This is a genomic window from Thiocapsa imhoffii (assembly GCF_016583985.1).
Classification (GTDB): Bacteria; Pseudomonadota; Gammaproteobacteria; order Chromatiales; family Chromatiaceae; genus Thiocapsa; species Thiocapsa imhoffii.
This window is the reverse complement of the sequence record NZ_NRSD01000010.1, coordinates 64,073-87,182: the sequence shown is the minus strand read 5'-3', so window position 1 is coordinate 87,182 and position 23,110 is coordinate 64,073. Positions and strand designations below refer to the sequence as shown.

The following is a 23,110-nucleotide window of genomic DNA, read 5'->3' as shown; positions in this document are numbered from 1 at the left end:
ATGCTCGATGCATTATTTGAATCACCAGAAAACACTCAGCTTTATCTTGAACCACTGATACAGAAAGGTGCTAAGAATACAATCAAAATTAAGAACGCCAAGTTCCTTTCTGGTACTTTTCCGCTTCCCACATATGAAGACGAACAACAAAAGATCGCCGCCTGCCTCTCCTCCCTCGACGCGCTGATCGCCGTTCAGGCGGACAAGCTTGCCGCCCCCAAGCCCCATGAAAAAGGGCTGATGCAGCAGCCCTTCCCCAGCCCGGAGGCGGTTACCGCATGACCCAAGAACAGCTCAACCAACTCGGCAAAACCCTCTGGAGCATCGACGACGACCTGCACGGCGCAATGAACGCCGAAGACCCCCTCGACTACATGCTGTCGTTCCTGTTCCTGCGCGACCTCTCCGACAACTACGAGGCCGCCGTGCAAAAGGAGCTCGGGCCGAACTACCTCACAGTGTCCAGCGAAGACTGCCGCGCACCGCTGTCCGTCTGGTACGCTGACAACGTCGCCGATGTGCCGGAATTGGAGAAACAGATACGCTGCAAGGTTCATGACGTCATCCACCCCGATTATCTCTGGAGCAGCATCTACGAGCGCGCACGCACCCAGGACGCCGAGCTGCGGCAAACCCTGGAATGCGGCTTTCAGTACATCGAGAACGAATCCTTCGCCAGCAGCTGCCAGAGTCTTTTTTCCGAGATCAACCTCAGCTTCGAAAAGCACGGACCCACACCCGCCGAGCGCAACAAAACGCTCTGCATCATCATCGCCAAGATTGCCGAGGGCATCGCGCAATTCTCCACCGCCAGGGACATGCTTGGTAACACCTACAAATACCTGATCGGACAATTTGCCGCAGGCGCGGGCAAGAAGAACGTGGAGTTCTACACCCCGCAAACCCTCTCGACCATTCTCTCCCGCATTGTCACGCTCGACAGCCAAGAACCGGTCACCGGGCAGAAGACACGACTGCGCTGCGTGCTGGATTTCGCCTGCGGTTCGGCCTCACTGCTGCTGAACGTGCGCCAACAGATCGGGCTGCGCGGCATTGGCATGTTCGACGGTCAAGAAAAGAGCATCACCACCTACAACCTCGCGCGCATGAACATGCTGCTGCACGGATTGAAGGACAGCGAGTTCGAGATCTACCACGGCGACACCCTCACCAACGACTGGGCCACGACTCAACGAGATGAACCCGGCCAAGAAGCTCAAATGCGTCGCCGTCGTGGCCAATCCGCCCTTCAGCTATTGGTGGGAGCCGAGCGAGGGACTGGGCGAGGACTTCCGCTTCAAGAACCATGGACTCGCGCCCAAGTCCGCCGCCAACTCCGCCTTTCTACTGCACGAGTTCCTCTAACTCAGCGGCGAAGGCACCATGGCCATCTGCCCCACGGCGTGCTCTTCCGTAGCTGCGTCGAGAGCCGCATACGCACCAAACTGCTCAAAGACGGCCACATCGACACCGTCATCGGCCTTCCGTCCAATCTCTTCTTCTCGATCGGTATTCCGGTTTGCATCCTGGTGCTGAAGAAATACAAAAAACCCGATGACGTGCGCTTCATCAACGCCGCCAAGCATTTTGAGAAACGGAAGCGGCAGAGAGTCCTCAAGCTCGAGCACATCGACAAGATCGTCGAGACCTACCAATTCTGAACAGAAGAGAGCTGCTATGCTATGCCGCGTTACGATGGCGGAGATCGAGAAGAACGACTACAACCTGAACATCTCCCACTAAGTCAGCACCGAAGCACAGGAAGAGGACATTGACCTCGCCGCCGTGAAGGTACGAGTGGCCAAGATCGACCAGTATATTGACGACATGGCGGCGCAGCACAACGCCTATCTAAAAGAGTTGGGTTTGCCGTCGGTATAACTAACCGATCGATTACCAGGCAGAAATGATGTCAGGGCCAAATGCGACAATACAGAGCTGCCATGACGTCTAGGGTCGAGATTGCCAACGCTGATGTGCTGATGTCGGTACCAGAACTGCAGATCTATTCTATAATGAATGTAAGTAAGCGGTTGTCAGGAAAAAGAAAAAATTTTTCGATAAAACCTGCGTCAGCTATTTTGAATGGGTAATGCCAATCATTTGCGAGCTGTTCTATCTGAATTGGGTGATGCAGGTCACGTACTAGAAGATTTCGAAAATAACTCAAGCAGCGATTGTTATGTCATCTGTATGTTGATGTTAATGGAGTAAGATATGAAAGAATACGATAGACTCAATGATGCCATCAGTAACATTATTGAAGAAACACGTCAGGCAAGTGTTAAAGATAACCTCAAAGTATTTGCCGAAAGTGGCCGCCTCGACAAATTCGAAGAACAATTCGAAGATTTCAAGCAGGATGTCCAACGTGCAGCGGAAGACTGCGATCGTGCAATTACAAGCCCAATCTATGTCGGAGTAGTTGGCCACTATTCTCACGGCAAATCCAGTCTATTAAATGCGATGTTGTTCCCTCAAACACACAAAGAGCTGTTACCTACTGGAGAAAGCATTGTAACAGCAATGTGTACGCTTGTTGGGTTTAAAAATGATCGCCAGGGTCATGAATTTCGAGAAATTAAACACGATGGTATTGAAATACGTATATCACCCGAGGAATACCGAAGCAAGGTTTCTGGTAAAAAGAGCGGGACACTCCAGAATGTGCATCATTTCAGCATTAGGCTCAATACCTCCGAGCTCAATCCGGGAGTTTTTCAATCGATGGCAGAAAAAAATATTGAGTTGCTTGACACTCCCGGTCTCGGTGGTCCTTATTGGAAAGATGAGCATGCACTTCAAAGCTGGATTAAAGAATTCATGCTGCTGATTGTTTCAGTAAAATCGGATGCGATTAATAAGCGAGTTGCAGATACAGTAAACCCTTTTCTTAAGCATTGCACAAGACCGATAATTCCTGTCGTTACGTTTTGGGATCTCTGGCATCAATCGGAAGCTTACAAAGGCATTAATTCAGAAGAGGATGCGCGCGAAGCGGCTAAGTCTAATTTGATACGATATTTTCCGGCCATGTCTGATGCAGTCGAGGACGGGAGAGTTATATTCGTTTCAGCAAAGAACTATCGAGATAAAATTAGCGTTTCTGAATCACCCAACTCGCCAAAAGAATTTTTTACTGAAGAATGGAATATCGATAGCGTTAGGAGTAGTCTTACAAACTATGTGGCTAATAAGGTTAGTATCCTACGATCAATACGCAATGAGCAATCAGACCTTGATATACACCGTAAGAGGAATGTCATCGATAGCTGCAGGAGCTTATGTTCCACATACGTTGGTCTTAATGCAGCCTTAAGAGCGGAGCTTGAGGCATCTAGGCCTAGAGCTGCCTACGAAGAAGATCTTGATGAGGCGTTCGAAAAATTAAGAGACGAAATAAATCGGGAATATGAACGCATTCTTGATCGCATAGCCCAAAAAGTAGAGGATCGTGTTGGAACCATATCTGTCAATGGGAACTTAAGTCAACAACTGAATGAGATTTCGAAAGATATCAAAGCTGATGCGGAGAATATTATTAAAGACAGCTTGCCAGAACGACTCAGCCGAACACTTGATCGCGGTGTGATACGCACGATCTCGCGATATCTTGATAATGATGGGCTACTTACAAAGGCAAAAAGCAAGCGGCTACAAGTAAAAATTAAAGAGATATGTCATGATCTTGTTGATGACTTAAGCAAGCCAAAGATGCAGAATCCGTTCGTTGCTCCTCAAGGAGTAACTGATTGGGCAAAAAATATGAGCTCAGCACTTTTTGATGGAATGAAAACCTTATTTACTGCAAATCTTCCGCTCGGCTTGATGATACTTGGAGCTATTTTTGTTCTTCCACCAATGATAGGTACATTAAATGGTATTCCGTTTGTAGGGGAAAAACTCGCTGGGGCTGTCATCTTTATACAGGTTCTTGTTTTTGCTGCCGGCGCGTTAACTTTGATAGCAGTGAGTTGGGGGAATATGAAGCGCGCAAGAGAGAAAACTGCAATAGAAGTAAAAGAAAAAGCACGCAAGCAAAATCGTCGCAGCGACATTCATGATCGGATTATCCCAGACATCCTGACAAGACAAAAAGATTTCGAAGATCAAATTCGAGATACTTTAGCAGAAGCAATCGATCCACTTATTCGATCCGGGGATGACATGTCAGAAGAAATAGATCGGCTATTTTCTGATATAGGCACACAGGTAAGAATAATTGAGAAAGAGTGCAGCGCTCTAGCGAGAGGTGTCCGATAATGAGGCAGCTAAAGGGACTTCCGGCACATTACAATAGCGCAGCAGCTGTTTTAACAAAGACTTTACCGAGGCCAACGCTGAGTGATGATTCACTCATGAAATTACTTCATGCTTTGGAATCACTCGAAAAAGGGACTCTAGCTCAGGCTCTAGAGCCCTTGCGAAAATTTATATTCTCCGTTGAAAGTCTACTAGCGAGCGAATATGGGCAACTTGTCAGTCGTGCTGACACTAGCCTAAGAGATTTGTGGCTACCAATTTTGCTTCTTGGAAATGAATGGTCTAAATGTGCGGAATCATTGATAGGAATACCTATTAGTTCTTGGGGGCAAGTCGACTGTGTTTCCTCAATCATACTGACACCCGTCACACAACGCGAATACCCGAGTTTGCGAATAAGGCTTCACAATGAAATTGAGGGCATAAAACGTGACGACTACAAAGTATTTGAGAATACGATAAAGATCCCGTTTGCTCTTCGTACAACTTACAAAACTAGTGACGCAAGAATTGGCTTTATCGACCAGAAAAGTCGAGTTATTGATGCAGGAAGCGAAGACGCAGAGCAAATGCTGCATGGAAGTCTTCCAACATGGCTCTCATTGTTACTTAAATGGGATGCAGTCGACCAGATTGCATTAAATTATAAGTATGAGCCTGGGGAAGATATTTGCAAATATATCACCTCGATTGTTGCCGTCCCTGCATGCCCTGGAAGTGTCCGTTCTTCGGCAAAAGAGGCTGAAAAATTTTTGAATAATTGCTTTAGCTCGCTTGGTGTGGCTGACTTACGCGCAAGTATTCCATCGTCTGTATTAGTGATTCAAACTAACACTGGCGAGGAATGGTATCAGCTACTTGAAATATTGGTAGATAGAATTGCTGAATTTCTTGAAAAAGAGTGTGGATTTCTTTTAGATGAGCAGAGCCATATTTCAACTGAAAATGACTCCATGACTTATCAAGAGGTGGTCAAAAGACGCATCATATTTCCTGCAAATTCTGATCTACGACCTGGCGAGTTCGGTAGGCTTTCTCAATTTTTTGAGTTTAGCAATGATGAAGAGAAGGGTCGAGTTAAAGATTCCTTTGCATGGTTACAAGATAGTGATCTGCCAGAGTTACTTAAGCAACGGATAGGGAGCATCAACTATCTATTATGCGTTTCAGAGTCACTTAAAGACCGATGTCAAAGGCTTATAAACCCGGAGGGCGTCAATGATTTGGTAGATGGCTTGAACAAGAGTGAAAATCAGAAAGAACTTGAGGAAAATCAAGAGGTATTAACAGCAAAAAAAGAGCCATGGTCTTTAAATAAGCAAAAACCTCGCGATATACTCGACATTTTGAGCGATAAACTCTTTGACTTGCTTGGTCAGGATAGCCTTGATGTCCTCGAAACAGACATTGAAAAAATTCCACCCTACGGCGCCAATTTAGACCAACGGACTGCATCTAAGACGAGTGATTCGTTAAGCATGATGACAATGCTTGCATCTTTTGTTTTTCGGGCAATGCTTGAGGTTTTTTATCGGAACCTCGATCTTGGGCAAAGTGTGATTCAGCTTTTTTCTGAACATGGAATTTATTCACCTAATGAAACGGGTTTTCATAGCATATCCGATGGTGGTGATGATGACGGGATATTTGGAGCTTTAGCATTCTTGCTCCGTATCGCAGTTCATAATGAAGATTATGAGGCAAGAAAAACAGCTCTAGCTGGAGCGTTGTATGTCTTTGATGTAAATGGTGTCTTGCCAGAAAAAGGGCCAGATGGAATATGCGATGACGAATATTGTTTGGCTAGTACAATTCTAGCTCTTGAAGAGCATGGACTAAATGCACCAGAATCAATGGGAAACTGGGCATTTGATTACAATGCTAATGTTGATAATTTACTAAGTTCGGAGAAACAGAAGAAAATTCACAGTGTACTTGAGAAATATTTATTATTTTTGAATACAAAAGAATAGAGTTGTTACGGGCTCTCCCGGATCTCAGGGGGTCATGTTATCATATAAATCAGTTACTTGATGGCGGTGCTCCGCTAAAATGTCATTCGAGCGCTTTTTATGATGACTTTCGATCAGGACACGATTCAGGACCTTTTAAATCTTCCTGACATCGCGATTGACCGGGTGGTTTTAGGTGAACGCAAGATGTTGAGGATTGACGTTCGTAGTACCTTTGGTTCCGAGGAAGGAACGCAATGTCACCGTTGTGGCAAGTCGATTGATCATGCTTATGGTTTGGGCAATGAGTTCGAACTTCGACATTTGCCGCTAATCGAATACTGAGTGCTGTTAATTTTACGCCCGAAGCGCGATCAATTTCGCTCCTGTGAGGGACACCCAACGACAAGTCAAACCCCTCATGGTATACACCATGCACCTCAGTCACGAAAGCTTACGAACAACAGATGCTTATGGAACTGATCAACAGCACACTTGAAGATGTGAGCCGGAAACAGGCCATTGGCGTTGATGTGTTACAAAGCATCCTTGATCGTCAGATGAGTGCCACCATCGATTGGAATCCAATTCAAAATCTCGAAGTGGTCGGGATCGATGAGATTGTACTGAAGAAAGGACATCGCGATGTTGTTGTTGTGGTCAGTGCCTACATCAACAGCATACTGCAGGTCATCGGACTGCTCAGCGAGCGCACCAAAGCCGCAGTCAAGGGAATTTTTTAACAGTATTCCCAAGCGGTTACGACGTACCGTCAAGGTCATCTGCACGGATCTCTATGCCGGTTTCATCGGGGCTGCGAAAGCCGTTTTCGGCAAACGTTTGCTCATTTGTGCAGATCGTTTTCATATTGCTCGTCTGTATCGAGAGAGTTTTGAAAACTTACGAAAACGGGAATGGAAGCGGTTACAGCGGACGCTCACGAAATCGACATTGGATCAGTTCAAAAACGTGCATTGGCTCTTGCGCCATCGCCGCGCGGATCTCACCGACGATGAGCGTCGTATCCTCAATCGTTTTTTTGTTCATTCACCCCAAATCAAAAACGCTCACGGTGCGTGCGAAGCGCTCACAATGATTGATGAAAGCCCTCTCTCAACAGGACAAGGAAAACGTCAAATTCGTCGCTGGATGCGACAGGTCTCGAATCGCGGTATCAGGTGTTTCGATCGCTTTCTTGGGACGCTTAGAACTCATTTCGCTGAGATCACTCATTATTTTGTCAACCGTCAGACGAGCGGGTTTGTAGAAGGTCTCAACAATCAATTGAAAGTCCTCAAATAACGCTGTTACGGCATCACCAACCTCGCCCATCTGTATCAAAGAGCGTGCTTGGATCTCAACGGATACGCTCGCTTCGGCGCGGAGCCAATATGAATCAATGCGTTAGAGTTTTCGTGTTCAGCGACTTTTCGTAGTTGATGTGTACGTCAAATCTAGGGGTAAAAATGGTTTTTAAATCGTTTTTACATTCCCCTGAAATCCGGGAGAGCCTTGTTACGAATGTCTAGATGTTGAAATCTATGAATTTTTTTAGTTCCAAAGACCACCAGCAATGCTGAAAAAGTGATCTATTCTTGAGGATGACTGGTTCTGAATCCGGTGGGTAAGGCAGTTAAATGATTCCATTCCAGCGATCGCATGCTCGACGAGGACACGGATACTTGAGTGATGACGATTCGCTCTTTGTTGAATCTTGGTCAAGCGCGGATGTCGATTCAGTTTTGACCACTCTGGCCTTTTATGTGGTAATCGAATGTCGGCTCCATGTCCATCATCAGTTGTTGCGCCAAGAAAGCCGAAGTGATCGAGAAGATGATGCCGCCAAATGCCCGCACGGTGGTTGATGTGCACCGGGTGACGGGGAGCTCGGAGCCTACACTGTTTGCCTGGCTGCGCGAGTACTAGAATCGGGGGCATGTGGTGTCGGCGGATCCGGCGAACCCGGAATCCTGGAGTGGTCGGGACAAGCTTGCAGTGGTGATCGAGACCGCCGCACTGAATGAGCAGGCGCGATCGGAGCGGGGCCGGCGCAAGGGTCTGTATCCCGAGCAGATCGAGCGCTGGAAGGAGGCCGCCATGGCCGGCAGCGCCGATCCCAAAAAGCTGACCCGGGACGAGCGCGCGGCTTGGCAGCATGAGCAGACGCAGCGCGTGCGCGACCTGGAGTACGCGCTGCGCCGCAAGGAGAACGCACTGGACGAGGCGGCGGCCTTGCTGGTGTTGAAAAAACAGCCCAGGCGATCGGGGGGGACGACGAAGACGCATGAGCACGCCCGCGACCCGTACCTTGGTTCAGGTCCTGATCGACGAGGCGGTGGCGGCCGAGGCCCGCGCCCGGGTCGCGCGCTTCGTCCACTGGGACAAGAAGGAACATCGCCACAGCATGATCCGTTTCGTCACCCCCCGGCCAGTTTCATCGTGTGGAAGACATCGCGATCCTAGCGCACCGGCAGCGGGTCGACGTAGAGGCCCAACGGATGCATCCGAACCGCTGGTCGCGGCATACGCGCAACTGGACGCCGATAGATCATGTCTGGCTCAACCCACCCAAGCAATATGCCAAAAAACCAGGCTCGACACTCGCTCAGGCCGCATGAAAAACCGGACAACTTTGTTGACAAATATCGCAACCGCGTTGGCCACAATCAGCTCCCCGGTGTTAACCCATACCGTCAGTGTTCGACTGGCCGGTGACGATGAGATCTTTCTCTACATCACCCCAGGTGCTGTGTGAATCGACACTTCGGATACTCTGAACATCCCCAGAAGCGCTCGCCGCTCCTTGACCCATTCTTCACAGTGCGTAGTACCAGTGGGTTCCCGCACGTCGGGCAACGTCGCTTCGCATGCGGATTGGCGCGCGTCTTGAGGTGAGCGACATGCGACCTGTGAGTCTGACGGGTCGGCGCTAGCCGCCGATCTGCAAGCCGCTGCGCAAGATCCTCGACCGCGTCCGCGCTCAACACGGGCTCGTGAAAGGATCGGATGTAGCGCACAAAGCCTTCGCCTGTGGTGACGTTCGCCGGCATCGGCGTCTTGAAGGTGCTCGCGCCGACGAAGACCACCACTGAGTGGATCATCGCGTCCGGCATCTCGAGCGCTGCCGCAAGGGCTTTGACATGCTTGTAGTTCTGGCGCAGCGGATTCTGAAACTTGCTGGTGTGTCGATAGATCTTCTGCGTCCACTGGGCCTGCCGCTCACCGCCGAAGATCCAACCGCGCAGGTTCTTCGTCTCGATCACGAAAAGACCGTAAGGCGATACTAGGACATGATCGATCTGAGTGGTTCCGTCCGGAGTCGGTAGCGTGAGGTCATGCAGGGCGCGATAGGTCTTGCGATCCAGCCGCCACCGGATCGCGACTCGGACTAGGGCCTCGCCAATAGCCCCCTTGATCCAGGGCGATCGCAATAGACCCGCGAGGATAACCAGCGGGATCAGCCACCATAGGGCGTTCCAGAATGGCGCAAGGATGAGGGTGAGTTCCATGATGTTACTTCGCTTGTGATCTTCCTATATGACCAAATGACATGCTCGCATATCACACGCCGTATTAGCCATCACAGCCGTGTCGGGTTCACTGCTCAAAAAGATGACGCTACATGAACTCTGGTCATTTCGGTAGGTTCAACAGATCTCTGAATTGTGCGTCAGAGTGTGTCGTGAACTTCAGTCAGACAGAGGCGCAGCGAACCGAACAGGCTGTTCCAGAACGAGAAGAAGGTCTGATCATTCCTGGGCAAGAGACCAGATGGACTAGGGCCACCTCCCGATCCAGCGTCATTCCGTTGCCCCCCGCTGCCGCTCGTAGAGCTGAGCGAGCCGGTGAGGGGAGTCACCGAGTAGAAAGCGTGCGAGCAGCACTCCATTGGCGAGTTGCTGCCTAACGATACCGTTTGCCTCATAGCGCCGCGCCGAGGTCACGATCGCACTGGGCAGTTTGCGAATCCGGCTGCGACGACGCAGCCGCCGAGCCAGTTCGACATCCTCGAACAGCGGCCACGCGGGAAAGCCACCCAGTTCGTGAAAAAGCGAGCGGCGGATGACGATTGTCTGATCACCAAAGGTTGTGAATAGGGACTCGAACCGGGAGGCGAAGGCGTAGAGACGCAATAGCCAGTGCTCGCGGTCAAAGCGCAGCCGGAAGCAGACCGCCCCGATTGCGGGATCGGACATCGCCGTGGCGAGTAGGGTGGGTGCGTCGTGCGGGAGCAGGGTGTCATCGTGCAGAAACATCAGCCACGCCCCATGTGCCGCGAAGCCGCCGCGGTTGCACTGAGTACCGCGACCACGCGGTGCTCTCAGCCGCCGCGCGTGGGCGTGAAGCCCCGGTACTGGGAGAACCGGGCTGGCGTCCGCTGGCTCAACAAACAGGATCTCACCGGCGCCCAGTCGTGCGGCCATGCCCTGCACTCGGCCAGCGAGCGCCGCATCCAGCCGCCGTGTTGGCACGATCAGACTTAAGGATGTGAGCGCGACAGCTTGCACGCAATGACTCGATGGCAAATTGACCTGGTCATGAGATCGCGACCCGTGGGCGTGCTTGCAAGCGTTTGGGCAATCGGTCGGTTCAGGATCTGCGGCCGTCAAGCCAATGGTGGCGTCGATCAAGCGGATCCATAGTCTTCGCCCCAATCGCTTCCAATTTGGCGTGTCGCCTTACCATCCTGGTGGCTGCTGGTAGCACCCGCCGGGTGATTGCCGGCAACGTGCGTTTCTGTGAGGCCCACGACCGCTGACGTTTTGTGTGATCCGGTCACTCGGCTGTGCGCGATCTGACCGCCCCGCCCGGCATGCCGGCCATGAGGGGGCGAGGTGCCTCCCTATCTACATCACAACTTCCTGCTGCTTTTCTGGAGCTTTTCATGCTTTTCGACCCCATTCGCATCCGTTCCCTGCAAGTGAACAACCGCGTTGTCATTTAGAAAAGATTTCGGGCTCTCCCGGATTTCAGGGGAATGTGAAATCAATTTAAAAACAATTATTTAACACTATATTTTAGGCTCTCCCGGATTTCAGGGGAATGTGAAACCAATTTAAAAACAATTATTTAACGCTATATTTTGCGTACACATCAACTACGAAAAGTCGCTGAACACGAAAACTCTAACTCATTGATTCATATTGACTCCACGCCGAAGCGAGCGTATCCGTTGAGATCCAAGCACACTCTTTGATACAGATGGGCGAGGTTGGTGATACCGTAACAGCGTCATTTGAGGACTTTCAATTGATTGTTGAGACCTTCTACAAACCCGCTCGTCTGACGGTTGACAAAATAATGAGTGATCTCAGCGAAATGAGTTCTAAGCGTCCCAAGAAAGCGATCGAAACACCTGATACCGCGATTCGAGAGTTGTCGCATCCAGCGACGAATTTGACGTTTTCCTTGTCCTGTTGAGAGAGGGCTTTCATCAATCATTGTGAGCGCTTCGCACGCATCGTGAGCGTCTTTGATTTGGTGCGCTCGCTGAGCAGGCCGATGAAATAGGCACTGACCACAACAACAACATCGCGATGTCCTGTCTTCAGTGCAATCTCATCGATCCCGACCACTTCGAGATTTTGAATTGGATTCCAATCGATGGCGGCGCTCATTTGAAGATCAAGGATGCCTTGTCACGCATCAACGCCAATGGCCTGTTTCCGGCTCACATCTTCAAGCGTGCTGTTGATCAGTTCCATAAGCATCTGTTGCTCGTAAGCTTTCGTGACTGAGGTGCATGGTGTATACCATGAGGGGTTTGACTTGTCGTTGGGTGTCCCTCACAGGAGCGAAATTGATCGCGCTTCGGGCGTAAAATTAACAGCACTCGGTATTCGATTAGCGGCAAATGTCGAAGTTCGAACTCATTGCCCAAACCATAAGCATGATCAATCGGCTTGCCACAACGGTGACATTGCGTTCCTTCCTGGGAACCAAAGGTACTATGAACGTCAATCCTCAACATCTTGCGTTCACCTAAAACCACCCGGTCAATCGCGATGTCAGGAAGATTTAAAAGGTCCCGAATCGTGTCCTGATCGAAAGTCATCATCAAAAGCGCTCGCATGACATTTTAGCGGAGCACCGCCATCAAGTAACTGATTTATAAGTTAACGTGACCCCGTGAGATCCGGGAGAGCCAGATTTCAGGAATCATGTCTCGTTAGTTATATCACTCCATCTTCTTGTTATCTCTGCTTTGTAGTCTTCGTTGTTTTTTCCAAGTGTTTTTAATGCTCTTTCGTACCATTTCCATGCGGATTTATTATCATCGGCCTCATGATAGGAAATTGCGGCCATCATTGCTGTATCCGTTTTAATCATGTCCTCCGAGATTGCGTTATATGCCTTCTCGTAATAATTCGCAGCCGAATCATAATCTTTTAGATAAAAAGATGCATTGCCTGCAGCAAAAAGCAAATGATAATTTTTCTTGCTAACGTTTTTCAAGCCATCTTTTGCTACTTTTAATGATTTTTTATGTTCATCGAGATCATTTAGGGACATGATGTATAAAATATAAGGCTGTAGAGCCGTCGGCTCTTTAGCGACAGCAGTCTCTAAGTCTTTTATGGCTTTTTCGTATTGGCCCTCACTTAGTAAATTAAGAGCACTAAGATAATTTAAAAAAGAACCATTCTTAGCGTGCGGCCATACTGAATCCCAACATAATTTCTGTATTTCTTCATCTTGTTTGTTATAAGAAAGAATGGCTATGTTGATAGCATCAAACAAGGAATTCTTGTCTTTTTGTTTGCTTTCGCAAACATTTGATGCTTTATTTATAAGCTCGGAAGATAGTCGGTTTGTTTCATTTTCAAATTCTTCTTTTCCAATTTTTTCCTTTGCGAAATTCTCTTCAACTTCCTTTAATTCTTTTACGATATTTCGGACATCTTTACTACCTTTTTTTTCGATTAGTGGAACCTTAATATACTCATATCTACGGTAGGGTTCTTTGAGGATTGCATCCGCAGCCACAGAAATCGAAATGTCTGTTATTACACCGGTTGCTGCTCCTGTCAAAGCAGCTATAACAAAAGCGCCACCCGCCATACCGAAACCTCCTGAAGCGAGCGTGCCTCCACCTAATATTGCAAGCCCCGCCGCTGCTGCTCCGCTACCATAGCCAGCGGCCATCCCAACTGCACTGCCAACTGTTGTAATCCATCCGCCAGCGGCTCCGAGCATGGCGCCACCTGCACCTGCTGTTGCTACCGTAAACGCAACTGCACCAGCTACAGCTACAGCGGCACCTATGCTTATTGCGGCAATACCCCACGATGTTGACCACCATGGATCTGGGTAGAGTTCTTTAAAAGTTGCATCAATCTCGGGTGAGGGAAAAACAGGAAATGTAGCCAAACAGCCTAATAAAAAAAATGAGTACAAAAGAGTGCTCTTTGACTTAGGGCTCTTTGCATTAAGGCTCATCTTCTTCTCCTGACTTTAACAATTTAAGCTTTATTCTGTGCATGCTCCAAGAATTAATCCTTGTTCCCTTTAGCATGTTTTATGTAGACGAATCCGCTTTTCCAAGTTCAGAAATAAACTTATCAAAGTTATCCGCAACGAAACCCATCTCGGGTTTTTCTGGATCGTAATCATCATAACCCTCCTGATCATGATCCCAAAAATAAACTTTACCCTTGTTTTCCCCATTTATCTTTAAGACTACTAAATTTCCTTGATCATCATAGGCAACGGGTAGAAGCCCTTCTGGCAATCTTTCAGTATAAGTTTTTACATAATCGACTAGATTTGAATGTTCTCCATCATAAATGGATAAAAAATAATTGACATGACCTATCTGTATTCGGTCGTGACCGAAATCTATCATGAAAGCTCCTTTTTCTGGATAACCTCCATTGGTTCTTAACAGAAATTTCTTGTAATCAGATGGCAGCTTTAAATTGATCTCTTCCTCTGCATTAATTATTTTTGATTCTGTAAGCTTTTCTTTTGGTTCTAGAATAATGCTTGACATCCCACACCCCCTTTTCGAAGTTTTTCAGCGCCACCGGAGTGTCTGACTACATTGTGCAGATCTGTTGGAACTAGAATCATTGTTAAACAATCTTCTACATGATGCCAAGTATACCCTTCCGGCGTTTTCTTGTAGCCCATTGCTCTATTTGATTTGATCACATCATCGTAGTGACTTCCTGTCAAACCCTCTACTTTGGTCTTAGCTTTCGCATATGGACTAAAGTCAGGATACCCTTCATCTGTAAACTTTACGCCATTTGGATATTTTTTTGAAATATTTGGATGCTTTTCAGCATCAACATGATAAATTTTTCCAGCATACTTTTGGTTATGCGGGATTCTTGCTTTAATTAGGAGATCATCAGCACTACCACCCGTTCTGATGATTTTAATCAAGTCATCTTCTTTTATTTCATTCTTCAAAAGTGCGCGATTTATCTTTAATTTTTCGGTGCCTTTAATGATTTTTTTGTTTTCAGCGACGTCTAATAGTAATTTTATTCTTTCTTCTTTTGTGTATTTAGATAGTGGCACTACGAAATCATCGATATTTTTTCCCATTTCTTTTAGTAGGTGCTGATTGTTTTTGTATATTTTTCCAGATTTGTTTATTTGATTGATGAGCTTAGCAACAATGCGTGCCGAATCATCTAGAGTTGATGTGAAAGCAGCCGATTGGCTAGACAGCAAAGCAATGATGATCAGAAGACCAATTTTTGTAAAAAATGTGCGTAGTATCATCTTTCGTACACTATCTTTAGAGTTGTTACGAACGTCTAGATGTTAAAGTTTATGATTTGGTAGTTACAAAGACCACCTGCAAAGCCAAAAAATTGATCTATGAGTGCAGATGACTGGTTCTGAATCCGGTGCTTGAGACAATGAAATGATTTGGTTCCAGTGATCGCATGCTCGACAAGGACACGGATACTGGAGTGATGACGATTCGCTCTTTGTCGAATTTTGGTTAAGCGCGGATGTGGATGCAGCTTTGATCGCTTTGGCCTGTTATGAGGTAAACGAATGTCGGCTCCACGTCCAAAATCAGTTGTTGCGCCAAGAAAGCCAAGGTTAGCCCTCAGGGTCATGCCCTCAAACCAAGAAATATGTGGAGGTAGGCATTTTTTTATGATCGTATCGTCATGTACTAGGTCACCAAAAAGGGACTCATGTCAAGTATTTTCAGGTCATGACTGGTGAGCGTTAAAACTTTGACGGTATGTCTTTTTTTAACCGCTGTATCGTTTCTTTTAGTGGTCGTCATCCGACGGTCGGTCGCAGGCGAACTCTGTTCCATCAACGATAATATTGTCATATTTTTCAATAATATTTTTGATCTCGTTGCGTGACTGAACCGTTTGCTTCGGTGTAATGTTCAGGGACCCAAGAGCGTGGTTGAGCACGTCGGAGTACAACACAACGTTATCGTGTGCACGGCCTGCGCTGAGTTTAAAATGAAAGCCAAAAACATCGAACGTGGGATAGGTTGTCAAGATCGTAGAGGACGAAAAAGAGACGCTTTTCGTGGGTATCGAGAACAAACGAAGGGCCTCTTTTTGGTAAGTATTTGATTTGCTTGTTACGGAGTTTTTCCTGCAACATTTAGTCATAAGCATCAGCGAAGACAGTAGCGAGGGCATCAAATTTCTCTCGGGACATGCCAATAGTTTCTTTGATGGTTCGATCGAATTTGATTTCAGTTAATTGAACAAAGACTGTCATCGTTTAATTTCTTCAATAGTAGTTCCCACTAAATTCTATGATCAATGCGATAGAGCTTTAGGCTCAAGGCACAACTCTTTTATACTATATTTTTTATTGCAAAAGCTAGAAATACACGATAAATCTCTTAACTGCCTTCATCCAATCTATTTCATACTTTCCGTTTCTGCTTAACCAGCCATATCACAGCGACTCTAACCCCAGAGCCACCGCCCGAAACCCCTCAAACCGCTCCACCAATGCCTCCCGATTCGGCCGACCCTCGGCATGCCGTGACCACCGAATCCGCTGCCCGTGATACCCCTTGGGCGCCTGCTCTAGGGTCGGCCCATCGTGCTGCTTGAGCACCGCGGGGCCACCTGGTACAGCCTCCGGGTCGATGCCCAGGATGGCAACGGTCGTAGGCACTGTGATGCAGGGTCGAGAGACAGAGCCCGTTGCTGACCTCAGGGCGTCCGCGGTCATCGCGATCCGGAATGATGTACGCCGCTTCCAGTAAGCGCGCGATCGGCAACCCTGCGATCGCGCATTGGCGGTCATTGGCCTCAAGCACCAGTTCGCGAAATTCGCCCTGCTGCAAGCGCACCTTGGCCTCTACGGTGGTGTAGCGCCGTTCAAGAGGCTGCTGTGGAACGCGGATCTGTGCACGCTCATCCAGTTCATGCGCGCTGCCGACCGCCACCCTGCAACGCAAGACGTGCGTATCCCAGGCCGCTACGTAGCAGGGAAAGAGGATGTCGTAGACGCCCGAAACCAGGGCGTAGAAATAGATCAGCGGGGACTGTTCCTCGAAGGACTCGCGCAGAGCGACATTGTCCCGACTGTTCGGGTCATCATCCTGGAACGCATCTATGAAGTCGCCATCGTCACCGAGCGCATCATCGTAGCGCGCGGTGCGCCCGCGTTTGGGCTTGGTGGTCTTGATGCTCAGCACGCCGCGACGCATCTGCGCCGGGCGATGAATCCCGCGCGGAGTGCTGCCGAGATGGATGTTCTCACCCTCACAGGTGAACCCGTGTTGGATCGCCACCCACGGCACCGCGCCGCCCTGTGCGCGGAGCAGTTGACGGCACCACGCGAAGGCGGCCATGCGGATCGCGGTATCCTGATCGCTCACGCCATTCCTACTCCTTGCGTGCGTTCCCGGGTGGGAACACACCTCCATGCGTCCAAGCGTACACCAGATCGCGATGACTGACGAGACTGGATCCGGTGAAGTGCAAACACAGCAGTCCGTCAGGGATGGCTTCATGGTGACAACCGCACCACGCTTCGCCAGCCCCGCACTGACTATGATGATCCAGGCCGGGATGACCACGTGGCTCCTCCAGCCCCGATCCCACCCCTCGAAGCGGCCCCGGATCCGTGCAAAGTTTTTCTGTGCCTCTGGATTCATAATGCCCAAAAGCCACGCTGGCGATCGCATCATGGTGGTCCCGTTTTGGTGGTTATGACAGGTATGAGTCTCTTCAATCCTGCGGGAAATACCGCTTCGACCCAGTCTCCCACACGCAATAGATCCCACGATGCGGCTCGATACAAAGCTGTCCGGAATCGCACGGGCACTCGCACACATGCGGCTTGGTTGGACGCGACCGATTGCTTGATAGCCAGTCCCAAGGCGCGACCGGCTGCAGGTCCTAGCACAGCCCGATACGCTCAGTCCCGAGGCTTTGGACTAGCGTTTCTCAGCGCAGCGCTGTCCATGAAGCAGTCCCCAGTCCCCAGTGATGTGTGTGCAGAGATTTGTCACGGACATGGAAATTTCCTACTCTTGGAAAGGATAACTCACCTTTGTTTCGGGTCGATGTGCAAAGGTGCGGCCTCCAACAAGTCTGGGACTGCTGGACAAAACCTTTACACCCAGGGGCCAGCTTAGTGGCCAGTGATCCAGTGACGTACTTCTTTGTTCTGTCGGAGTAAAACGTGGTGGTTCGCAACGCGGCGATCTGGATGGGACGCGGATTGGAGACGATTCAAAAGACCCCCGATGAGGGTACTGGACTGCATCCGCATGCCGAGACGTTTCTCAGTTCCTTCTACTCCCAGGGTTTTCTTCACGCTCCACGCGAGAGTTACTCCAACACCATCAACCTAGCGTTCTCCCCTAACACTCCGATCACCTGGGCCGCAAAGTTCGATTGCATCGCGCTGCCCCAGACTTGGAAGCGTCAGTACAGGAGCAGTTCATCAACGCTGTTTACCCCGCAGGCGCTACCCGCGCAGGACCAGACCGCAGAACAACACCGCACGCAGGCCAACACGGCGACCAGGATCGAGAACAAGGCTGCAACGTACTGCTGCTGTTATTCGCAAGTGTATTGAAAAGGAAAATGGAAACATGACAATTCTGACTTGCATGACACACGATGCCGAAATAGCCGCCGTCACTCACGCACGGCTTGATGAAATGCGCAATCTACTCCGCAAGATAGAAGAGGATCAAACTCTCGTACTGCTCAATCAATTCGATAACCGCTATTATAAAAAAGATTTAGGCCGAGACTTTCGCGTTGTCTTTTCAAAGCATACCCGCGGAGACTACTGTCTGCTCTGTGCGTTCGCCTTTCTGAGCCGCGGTGACCAAAAATATGATGAACTCTGGCAGGGCATCAGGTTCGGCTGTGCCGATGATCGCTATCATCGAATCGACGATCAGGAAAGCGAGACGTTTGCTGAACGGATCCGCGTCTTCGAACATAACCCTGAACCACCGCGTCCTCCGAATCCTAGCCCGGAAGAATCAATCTGGCTGACCCAGGAAGGAACACCCGCAACCGAGGTCATGGTGCTTGAAACTGAGAGTTGGATCCAGGCTCAAGGGCAACAACAATTCAAACGGAGTGGAAACGCAATTCATCGAGTCTTTCAGCAAAAAATCTATGAGCAGGTTGAATGTTTCCACCGTCAAGGTTCCCAACCACAGGGTGATCTTCTCATCCCATATCTCGAACCTGGCTACGTCGATCTAGATGACGAAGAGATCCGCATCCACTTTCAATACTTCCCTTCACATCATGTTCTTGTCTTGCTCGATCTCACTACAAAAAATGTCAACACGCCAACACCACTGATTGAAGGACATGATCGTTCAGAAGACCATCAACATTCTACGGATGTCGATCGCGAAACACTCATTCGAAATACACGTCGGGCATATCCTCTAGACGTATTCTTGCTGGATTCAGAGGAGTATTTTCAGATTCAGGATCAGAAAGAGGGAAACCTTTCTTTATCCCCCGAAGAGAGTGACGTCCTCGCGCTGATCTATTATCAGTCACAAAGCCGCTTTCCGCTTTTCATAAATGGCCGTGCCGGCAGTGGTAAATCGACTTTGCTACACTATCTCATCAAAGACTATCTTTACCTTTGCTTTGCTCACTGGAGCCCGAACCCAGGTTATACACCTCTGTATCTGACCTACAGCGAGAATCTACTCAAGACGGCCCGAAGCCACGTTGTCAAGCTACTAGAAGCAAACGCAGGAATTTTGCTCAAGCGTGACGAGCAATGGCATGACAACTATATTGCTCATAAAGACGAAGTTTTCGATCAGACGTTCAAGCTTTTTCGTGAGTTCTTGGTAAGCCTGCTCCCCCTTGAGGTTCGTGCCGGATTTTCGAGGGAACAACGGATCGGTTACGCGCAATTCAAACGTCTTTGGGAGCAGCGTGCGCCATGGAAAGAAAAAAAGAAATTTGGCGTCGACCTCGTGTGGCACATTCTGCGAACCTACATCAAAGGTATGGCCCATGCGGAGCAGGATTATCTGAATCCCGAGGCATACAAAGCGTTACCTCGTCGCTATAAAAGCGTAACCGATACGGATTATACAGAAGTGTTCAACCATGTTTGGCAACGCTGGTATCGCCCATACTGCGAAGAAAATGGCTATTGGGACGATCAAGATCTTGCCGTCAAAGTCTTGACCGAGGGCACCTTCCCTCGTTGTTATCCAGCAATCTTCTGTGATGAAGCCCAGGACTTTACAGCACTTGAGTTGAAGATATTGTATCACCTCTCACTCTTTTCGGATCGCACGGTTCCAGCCTATTCGATTGGACATGTCCCCTTTGTGTTTGCCGGGGATCCATTACAGACACTGAACCCCACTGGCTTCCGTTGGGAAGCAGTGAAATCCAGCTTCCATGATTATCTTCTGAAGCCGCTAGAACATCGCGTGCGCAGCACCTCTGGATTTAATTACCAAGAACTAGCTGCAAATTATCGCTCATCCAAACAGGTCGTTGACTTTTGCAACTACATCCAGTTATTAAGGTTGTGTCTCTTTGGTGAGAACTATAACGTTAGGCCACAGGAGGCTTGGTTTCCAAGCCCTACAGCAACCAGGCCTTTTTTACTGTCTGTCAATCACCCGCAAGCCAAGCGACTTCTCAGCTACAGCGCGCTGGTCATCATTCCCAATTGTCATGAGGACGAGGAAACTGAACTGGTCGCGAATGATCCTCTACTGAACACCACAGTCGAGCGGGATGAAGAAGGCATACCGAGTACAGTGCTCAGTCCAACCATGGCCAAGGGACTCGAATATGATGAGATTGTGATCTTGTATCGTTTCGGTGCGACCTGTCCCCCTTCTTTGGCTGCACGCCTACGAGGTGAAGGCGGAGCTGATCCAGGGCCAAGTATCACGATCGAATGGGAATATTTCCTCAACCGGCTCTACGTTGCTGCCAGTCGCGCCCGCCGCCGTCTCGTGATCCTTGATGATCCAACAACTTTCCAGACTTTCTGGGGAATTATGCAAAATATGGATGCTGAGCAGCTTGCTCAACATCTTCAGGCCAATATCAACCCCTCGGACTGGGGAGGTGATCGTATCCTGCTGGTCCAGGAAGGTCACTCGGAGGAAGTGGAGGCACTCTTCAATGATCGTGCAACCTCAGATGATCATGCCGAAATTCATGCGCTTGCCGAAAAATGGTATCGCGAGGGTATGGACGCGGAGGACTCCCGACTGCTGCGGCGAGCACGTACACTGTTCCAACGTTTAAGTGATCAATCAAGGGCCACCGAGTGCCACGCTCACGCATTACAATTGGAAGGACAATATGCGGATGCCGCGAAGCGATTCCTCGAGATTGACGATCAAGAGCGCGCATTGCAGTGTCTTTGGGCCATTCCTGACTTTGAGCTGGTCACTCAAACACAATGGCGTGGAGATTGGTGCAGCGATTTAAGAGTAGTCTTAGCCAAGTGCCTGACAGTGTGTGATCAAGGAGCCGTTTGGAATGGTGACCCAAAAGAGACAGCACGTGCGATCAAGCGCCTGAATGCAAAAATGGCGGAAGATCAGGTGATGGAGGGCAACGGCTGGCGGCATGCTGCCACCGCCTTGCTTAACTGGTCAAAGCACCACTCTTCTGCGAATCCTACTTTGGTCGATTGGACAGTCATCCACAGTGTCGCGCGCAAATTTGACTATCCTAACGAGCAGCTCGCGACCATTGCCTATGGTCTGAAGCGTTTCGATGAAGCTCGCCGCCTCTGGGAGGACGCGGACAAGACTTCACACGATGCTTATCACCGCAGTTTGTATGCTACCAGCACTTGGCCGGACACGCTAAAGCCTCTGAAGGCAGTCAGTGATTATGATCAGATCGTTCAGGACTGGCAGCAACAAGGACAGGGGCTCGATACACTGAGAAACAATGAATCTCTCGGTGCTATTCTGATCGAAGCACTTATTGAGACAGGCCTCTTTCAACCCGCTGTCGAGATGCTTTCGCGCGAGCGATTGGTGACCAGCGGACCCTTGCTGGTGACTCTGACCCAGAGGCTCTGGCGACACATCAATCACATTCTGGAAGCGTCGAACGACCTGGCTACCAGCGCTCTTAGACTGCATCTTGTCGCCCTTGTCGAAACCGGCGAATGGCAGGCACTCGGACCCATCTTAGAACGCATCGATAGTTGGCGGGATCGGCTCGATTTAGACCAACGTGCTTCCATAGAACGCGCCCTCGTCGAGTGCATTGCATTCAATGACGCTATTGCGGAGGCTCCTGGCGAAGCCCGTGACCCTCTGTCCGTGCTGCTGCGCAAGCGACTCTATCGAGACAATCGACGCTGGACGACCGTGGTCGAGATGAACCTCAGTCTGCCTATTGTCGGGGCTGCCATCGAACGTGCGAATCGGCTCAATGATGCCCTCGATTACTACACCTGGGCCGTGCGACTCCCTGGACTTCGGCCGGAGGAACGTACCTATTTTGATGAAAGGGTCGCAGCTTGTTTGTCGAAGCGTATTCGCTGGAGTCTCGATCAAGGCAAACATACTAGCGATGATGAGCGAAAGCTTAGCGATCTACGCCGACAACTTGGTGACCGTTTCATCGAACTTGATCCTGACCCGAGTCGCTATCCGGGAACTGGTGTGTTGCCGAGCATGTTCGCCTCAAGGCTTCTGGAAACTGAGTTGCCGATGTCGAAGGATGAGACGAAAGCCGATCAGCGACTTCGAGCATGTGATCCACACCAAAACGAGCAGGAATGGCGGATGGCTCTGGGCGTCTTTGTCAAGGCTCTCGCCGAACATGACAAGTGGAATACTCTAACTCAGGACCTCACCCACGAGGACACTTTCCGTAAGCGTTTTCCTAGCCTGACGGCTGCGCAGACACAAACAGCATTGGAATTGATTGTGTGCCAGATCATTGAGCCGTTGGCTTGCTCGCGAGGTGTGACCGGCTCGGGCGCACGTGTCTTGCAGACACTTTCCGAGTTGATTGTTCCGCGTCTGCGTGACGATCAGAATCGGAACCAATGGAATGGCTGTGCCCATCTTGGCATCGATCGAGACATTGCCGGCGCTGCTATTGAGCGTTTAGGTCACGACGTGACAGCCATTCAGTTTTATGAATGGGCGCTGGAGCAAGAGGCGACTCGCCGAGGCCGTCGTATGATGGCTGAGCGCTTGATCGTCGCGCGCGAGCGGTATGCTGAATACCTCGCCAACAGCGAAAAACCTAGCCAGCGTGATCGTGCCCAAGAACAACGGCTGCGGGCACAACGGCTGCGTGAAGAGCATCAATTGGTTGGCAGCGAATTACCTGAGTATCCTGATTTGGCGTAAGCGCCTATTCCAAGATCTTCTCTCGCACGCGGCCGGGGCGGCTTACGCTGTGCACCATCGAGGAACCGGCGGGAGTTTCAGA

The 23,110-nt window shown here is 49.5% G+C and carries 21 protein-coding genes; 11 read left to right on the top strand and 10 right to left on the bottom strand.

Translation table 11 applies throughout. The features are described 5' to 3' along the window. From CKO25_RS11100 to CKO25_RS11070, 7 genes are all read left to right on the top strand, one after another. Positions 1 to 282, top strand: a complete 282-nt coding sequence (locus CKO25_RS11100) for a restriction endonuclease subunit S (RefSeq protein WP_200387999.1) — start codon at positions 1 to 3, stop codon at positions 280 to 282. Continuing rightward, positions 279 to 1,661 (top strand): N-6 DNA methylase, encoded by a 1,383-nt coding sequence (locus CKO25_RS22150; RefSeq protein WP_443080757.1) that lies wholly within the window; start codon positions 279 to 281, stop codon positions 1,659 to 1,661. Before CKO25_RS11100 ends, CKO25_RS22150 begins: the two co-directional genes overlap by 4 nt. A gap of 556 nt (positions 1,662 to 2,217) precedes the next feature. Beyond that, positions 2,218 to 4,263, top strand: a complete 2,046-nt coding sequence (locus tag CKO25_RS11090; protein WP_200387998.1) for a dynamin family protein — start codon at positions 2,218 to 2,220, stop codon at positions 4,261 to 4,263. Between the two features lie 95 nt (positions 4,264 to 4,358). Beyond that, complete coding sequence (locus CKO25_RS11085) at positions 4,359 to 6,236, top strand: hypothetical protein (protein WP_200387997.1); 1,878 nt, start codon at positions 4,359 to 4,361, stop codon at positions 6,234 to 6,236. Positions 6,237 to 6,335: 99 nt separating this feature from the next. Then, positions 6,336 to 6,560, top strand: a complete 225-nt coding sequence (locus CKO25_RS11080; protein ID WP_200387996.1) for a hypothetical protein — start codon at positions 6,336 to 6,338, stop codon at positions 6,558 to 6,560. A 122-nt stretch (positions 6,561 to 6,682) separates the two neighbouring features. Then, the gene (locus CKO25_RS11075; RefSeq protein WP_200387995.1) at positions 6,683 to 6,958 is read left to right on the top strand and encodes a hypothetical protein; all 276 of its coding nucleotides are present in this window, start codon (positions 6,683 to 6,685) and stop codon (positions 6,956 to 6,958) included. Next, positions 6,861 to 7,517 carry a transposase gene (locus tag CKO25_RS11070; RefSeq protein ID WP_200387994.1) on the top strand — a complete coding sequence of 219 codons (657 nt, stop codon included), beginning with the start codon at positions 6,861 to 6,863 and terminating at the stop codon, positions 7,515 to 7,517. Before CKO25_RS11075 ends, CKO25_RS11070 begins: the two co-directional genes overlap by 98 nt. A gap of 249 nt (positions 7,518 to 7,766) precedes the next feature. Here the strand turns inward: CKO25_RS11070 and CKO25_RS21960 are convergent, their stop codons facing one another. Beyond that, positions 7,767 to 7,991, bottom strand: a complete 225-nt coding sequence (locus CKO25_RS21960; protein WP_371829712.1) for a transposase family protein — start codon at positions 7,989 to 7,991, stop codon at positions 7,767 to 7,769. 9 nt (positions 7,992 to 8,000) lie between these two features. Between CKO25_RS21960 and CKO25_RS21170 the strand changes: the two genes are divergently transcribed. Continuing rightward, positions 8,001 to 8,141 (top strand): hypothetical protein, encoded by a 141-nt coding sequence (locus CKO25_RS21170; protein WP_242467557.1) that lies wholly within the window; start codon positions 8,001 to 8,003, stop codon positions 8,139 to 8,141. Between the two features lie 15 nt (positions 8,142 to 8,156). Next, positions 8,157 to 8,678, top strand: a complete 522-nt coding sequence (locus CKO25_RS11060) for a hypothetical protein (protein ID WP_200387992.1) — start codon at positions 8,157 to 8,159, stop codon at positions 8,676 to 8,678. A 272-nt stretch (positions 8,679 to 8,950) separates the two neighbouring features. Here the strand turns inward: CKO25_RS11060 and CKO25_RS11055 are convergent, their stop codons facing one another. The 9 genes from CKO25_RS11055 to CKO25_RS11015 form a co-directional block, all read right to left on the bottom strand. Further along, positions 8,951 to 9,724, bottom strand: a complete 774-nt coding sequence (locus tag CKO25_RS11055; protein ID WP_200387991.1) for a nuclease-related domain-containing protein — start codon at positions 9,722 to 9,724, stop codon at positions 8,951 to 8,953. A 291-nt stretch (positions 9,725 to 10,015) separates the two neighbouring features. After that, a complete protein-coding gene (locus CKO25_RS11050) occupies positions 10,016 to 10,723 on the bottom strand; it encodes a TIGR04283 family arsenosugar biosynthesis glycosyltransferase (protein ID WP_338115109.1) in 708 nt (235 codons plus the stop codon). A 724-nt stretch (positions 10,724 to 11,447) separates the two neighbouring features. Next, complete coding sequence (locus tag CKO25_RS21955) at positions 11,448 to 11,657, bottom strand: transposase (RefSeq protein ID WP_371829711.1); 210 nt, start codon at positions 11,655 to 11,657, stop codon at positions 11,448 to 11,450. Further along, positions 11,654 to 11,833 (bottom strand): hypothetical protein, encoded by a 180-nt coding sequence (locus CKO25_RS11040; RefSeq protein ID WP_200387990.1) that lies wholly within the window; start codon positions 11,831 to 11,833, stop codon positions 11,654 to 11,656. Before CKO25_RS11040 ends, CKO25_RS21955 begins: the two co-directional genes overlap by 4 nt. Before the next feature lie 541 nt (positions 11,834 to 12,374). Then, positions 12,375 to 13,655 carry a tetratricopeptide repeat protein gene (locus CKO25_RS11035; protein WP_200387989.1) on the bottom strand — a complete coding sequence of 427 codons (1,281 nt, stop codon included), beginning with the start codon at positions 13,653 to 13,655 and terminating at the stop codon, positions 12,375 to 12,377. Between the two features lie 79 nt (positions 13,656 to 13,734). Beyond that, complete coding sequence (locus CKO25_RS11030; protein ID WP_200387988.1) at positions 13,735 to 14,208, bottom strand: SMI1/KNR4 family protein; 474 nt, start codon at positions 14,206 to 14,208, stop codon at positions 13,735 to 13,737. Then, on the bottom strand, positions 14,190 to 14,951 hold the full coding sequence (locus tag CKO25_RS11025) for an HNH endonuclease (protein ID WP_200387987.1): 762 nt from the start codon (positions 14,949 to 14,951) through the stop codon (positions 14,190 to 14,192). The genes CKO25_RS11030 and CKO25_RS11025 overlap by 19 nt, the downstream gene beginning before the upstream one ends. A gap of 35 nt (positions 14,952 to 14,986) precedes the next feature. Then, positions 14,987 to 15,298 carry a transposase family protein gene (locus tag CKO25_RS21950; RefSeq protein WP_200387986.1) on the bottom strand — a complete coding sequence of 104 codons (312 nt, stop codon included), beginning with the start codon at positions 15,296 to 15,298 and terminating at the stop codon, positions 14,987 to 14,989. Positions 15,299 to 16,155: 857 nt separating this feature from the next. Next, positions 16,156 to 17,049, bottom strand: a complete 894-nt coding sequence (locus CKO25_RS11015) for an HNH endonuclease (protein ID WP_338115108.1) — start codon at positions 17,047 to 17,049, stop codon at positions 16,156 to 16,158. Positions 17,050 to 17,858: 809 nt separating this feature from the next. Between CKO25_RS11015 and CKO25_RS11010 the strand changes: the two genes are divergently transcribed. Beyond that, positions 17,859 to 18,257 (top strand): hypothetical protein, encoded by a 399-nt coding sequence (locus tag CKO25_RS11010; RefSeq protein ID WP_200387985.1) that lies wholly within the window; start codon positions 17,859 to 17,861, stop codon positions 18,255 to 18,257. Between the two features lie 16 nt (positions 18,258 to 18,273). Further along, positions 18,274 to 23,028, top strand: a complete 4,755-nt coding sequence (locus tag CKO25_RS11005) for a helicase domain-containing protein (protein WP_200387984.1) — start codon at positions 18,274 to 18,276, stop codon at positions 23,026 to 23,028. The last annotated feature ends 82 nt before the right edge of the window (positions 23,029 to 23,110 follow it).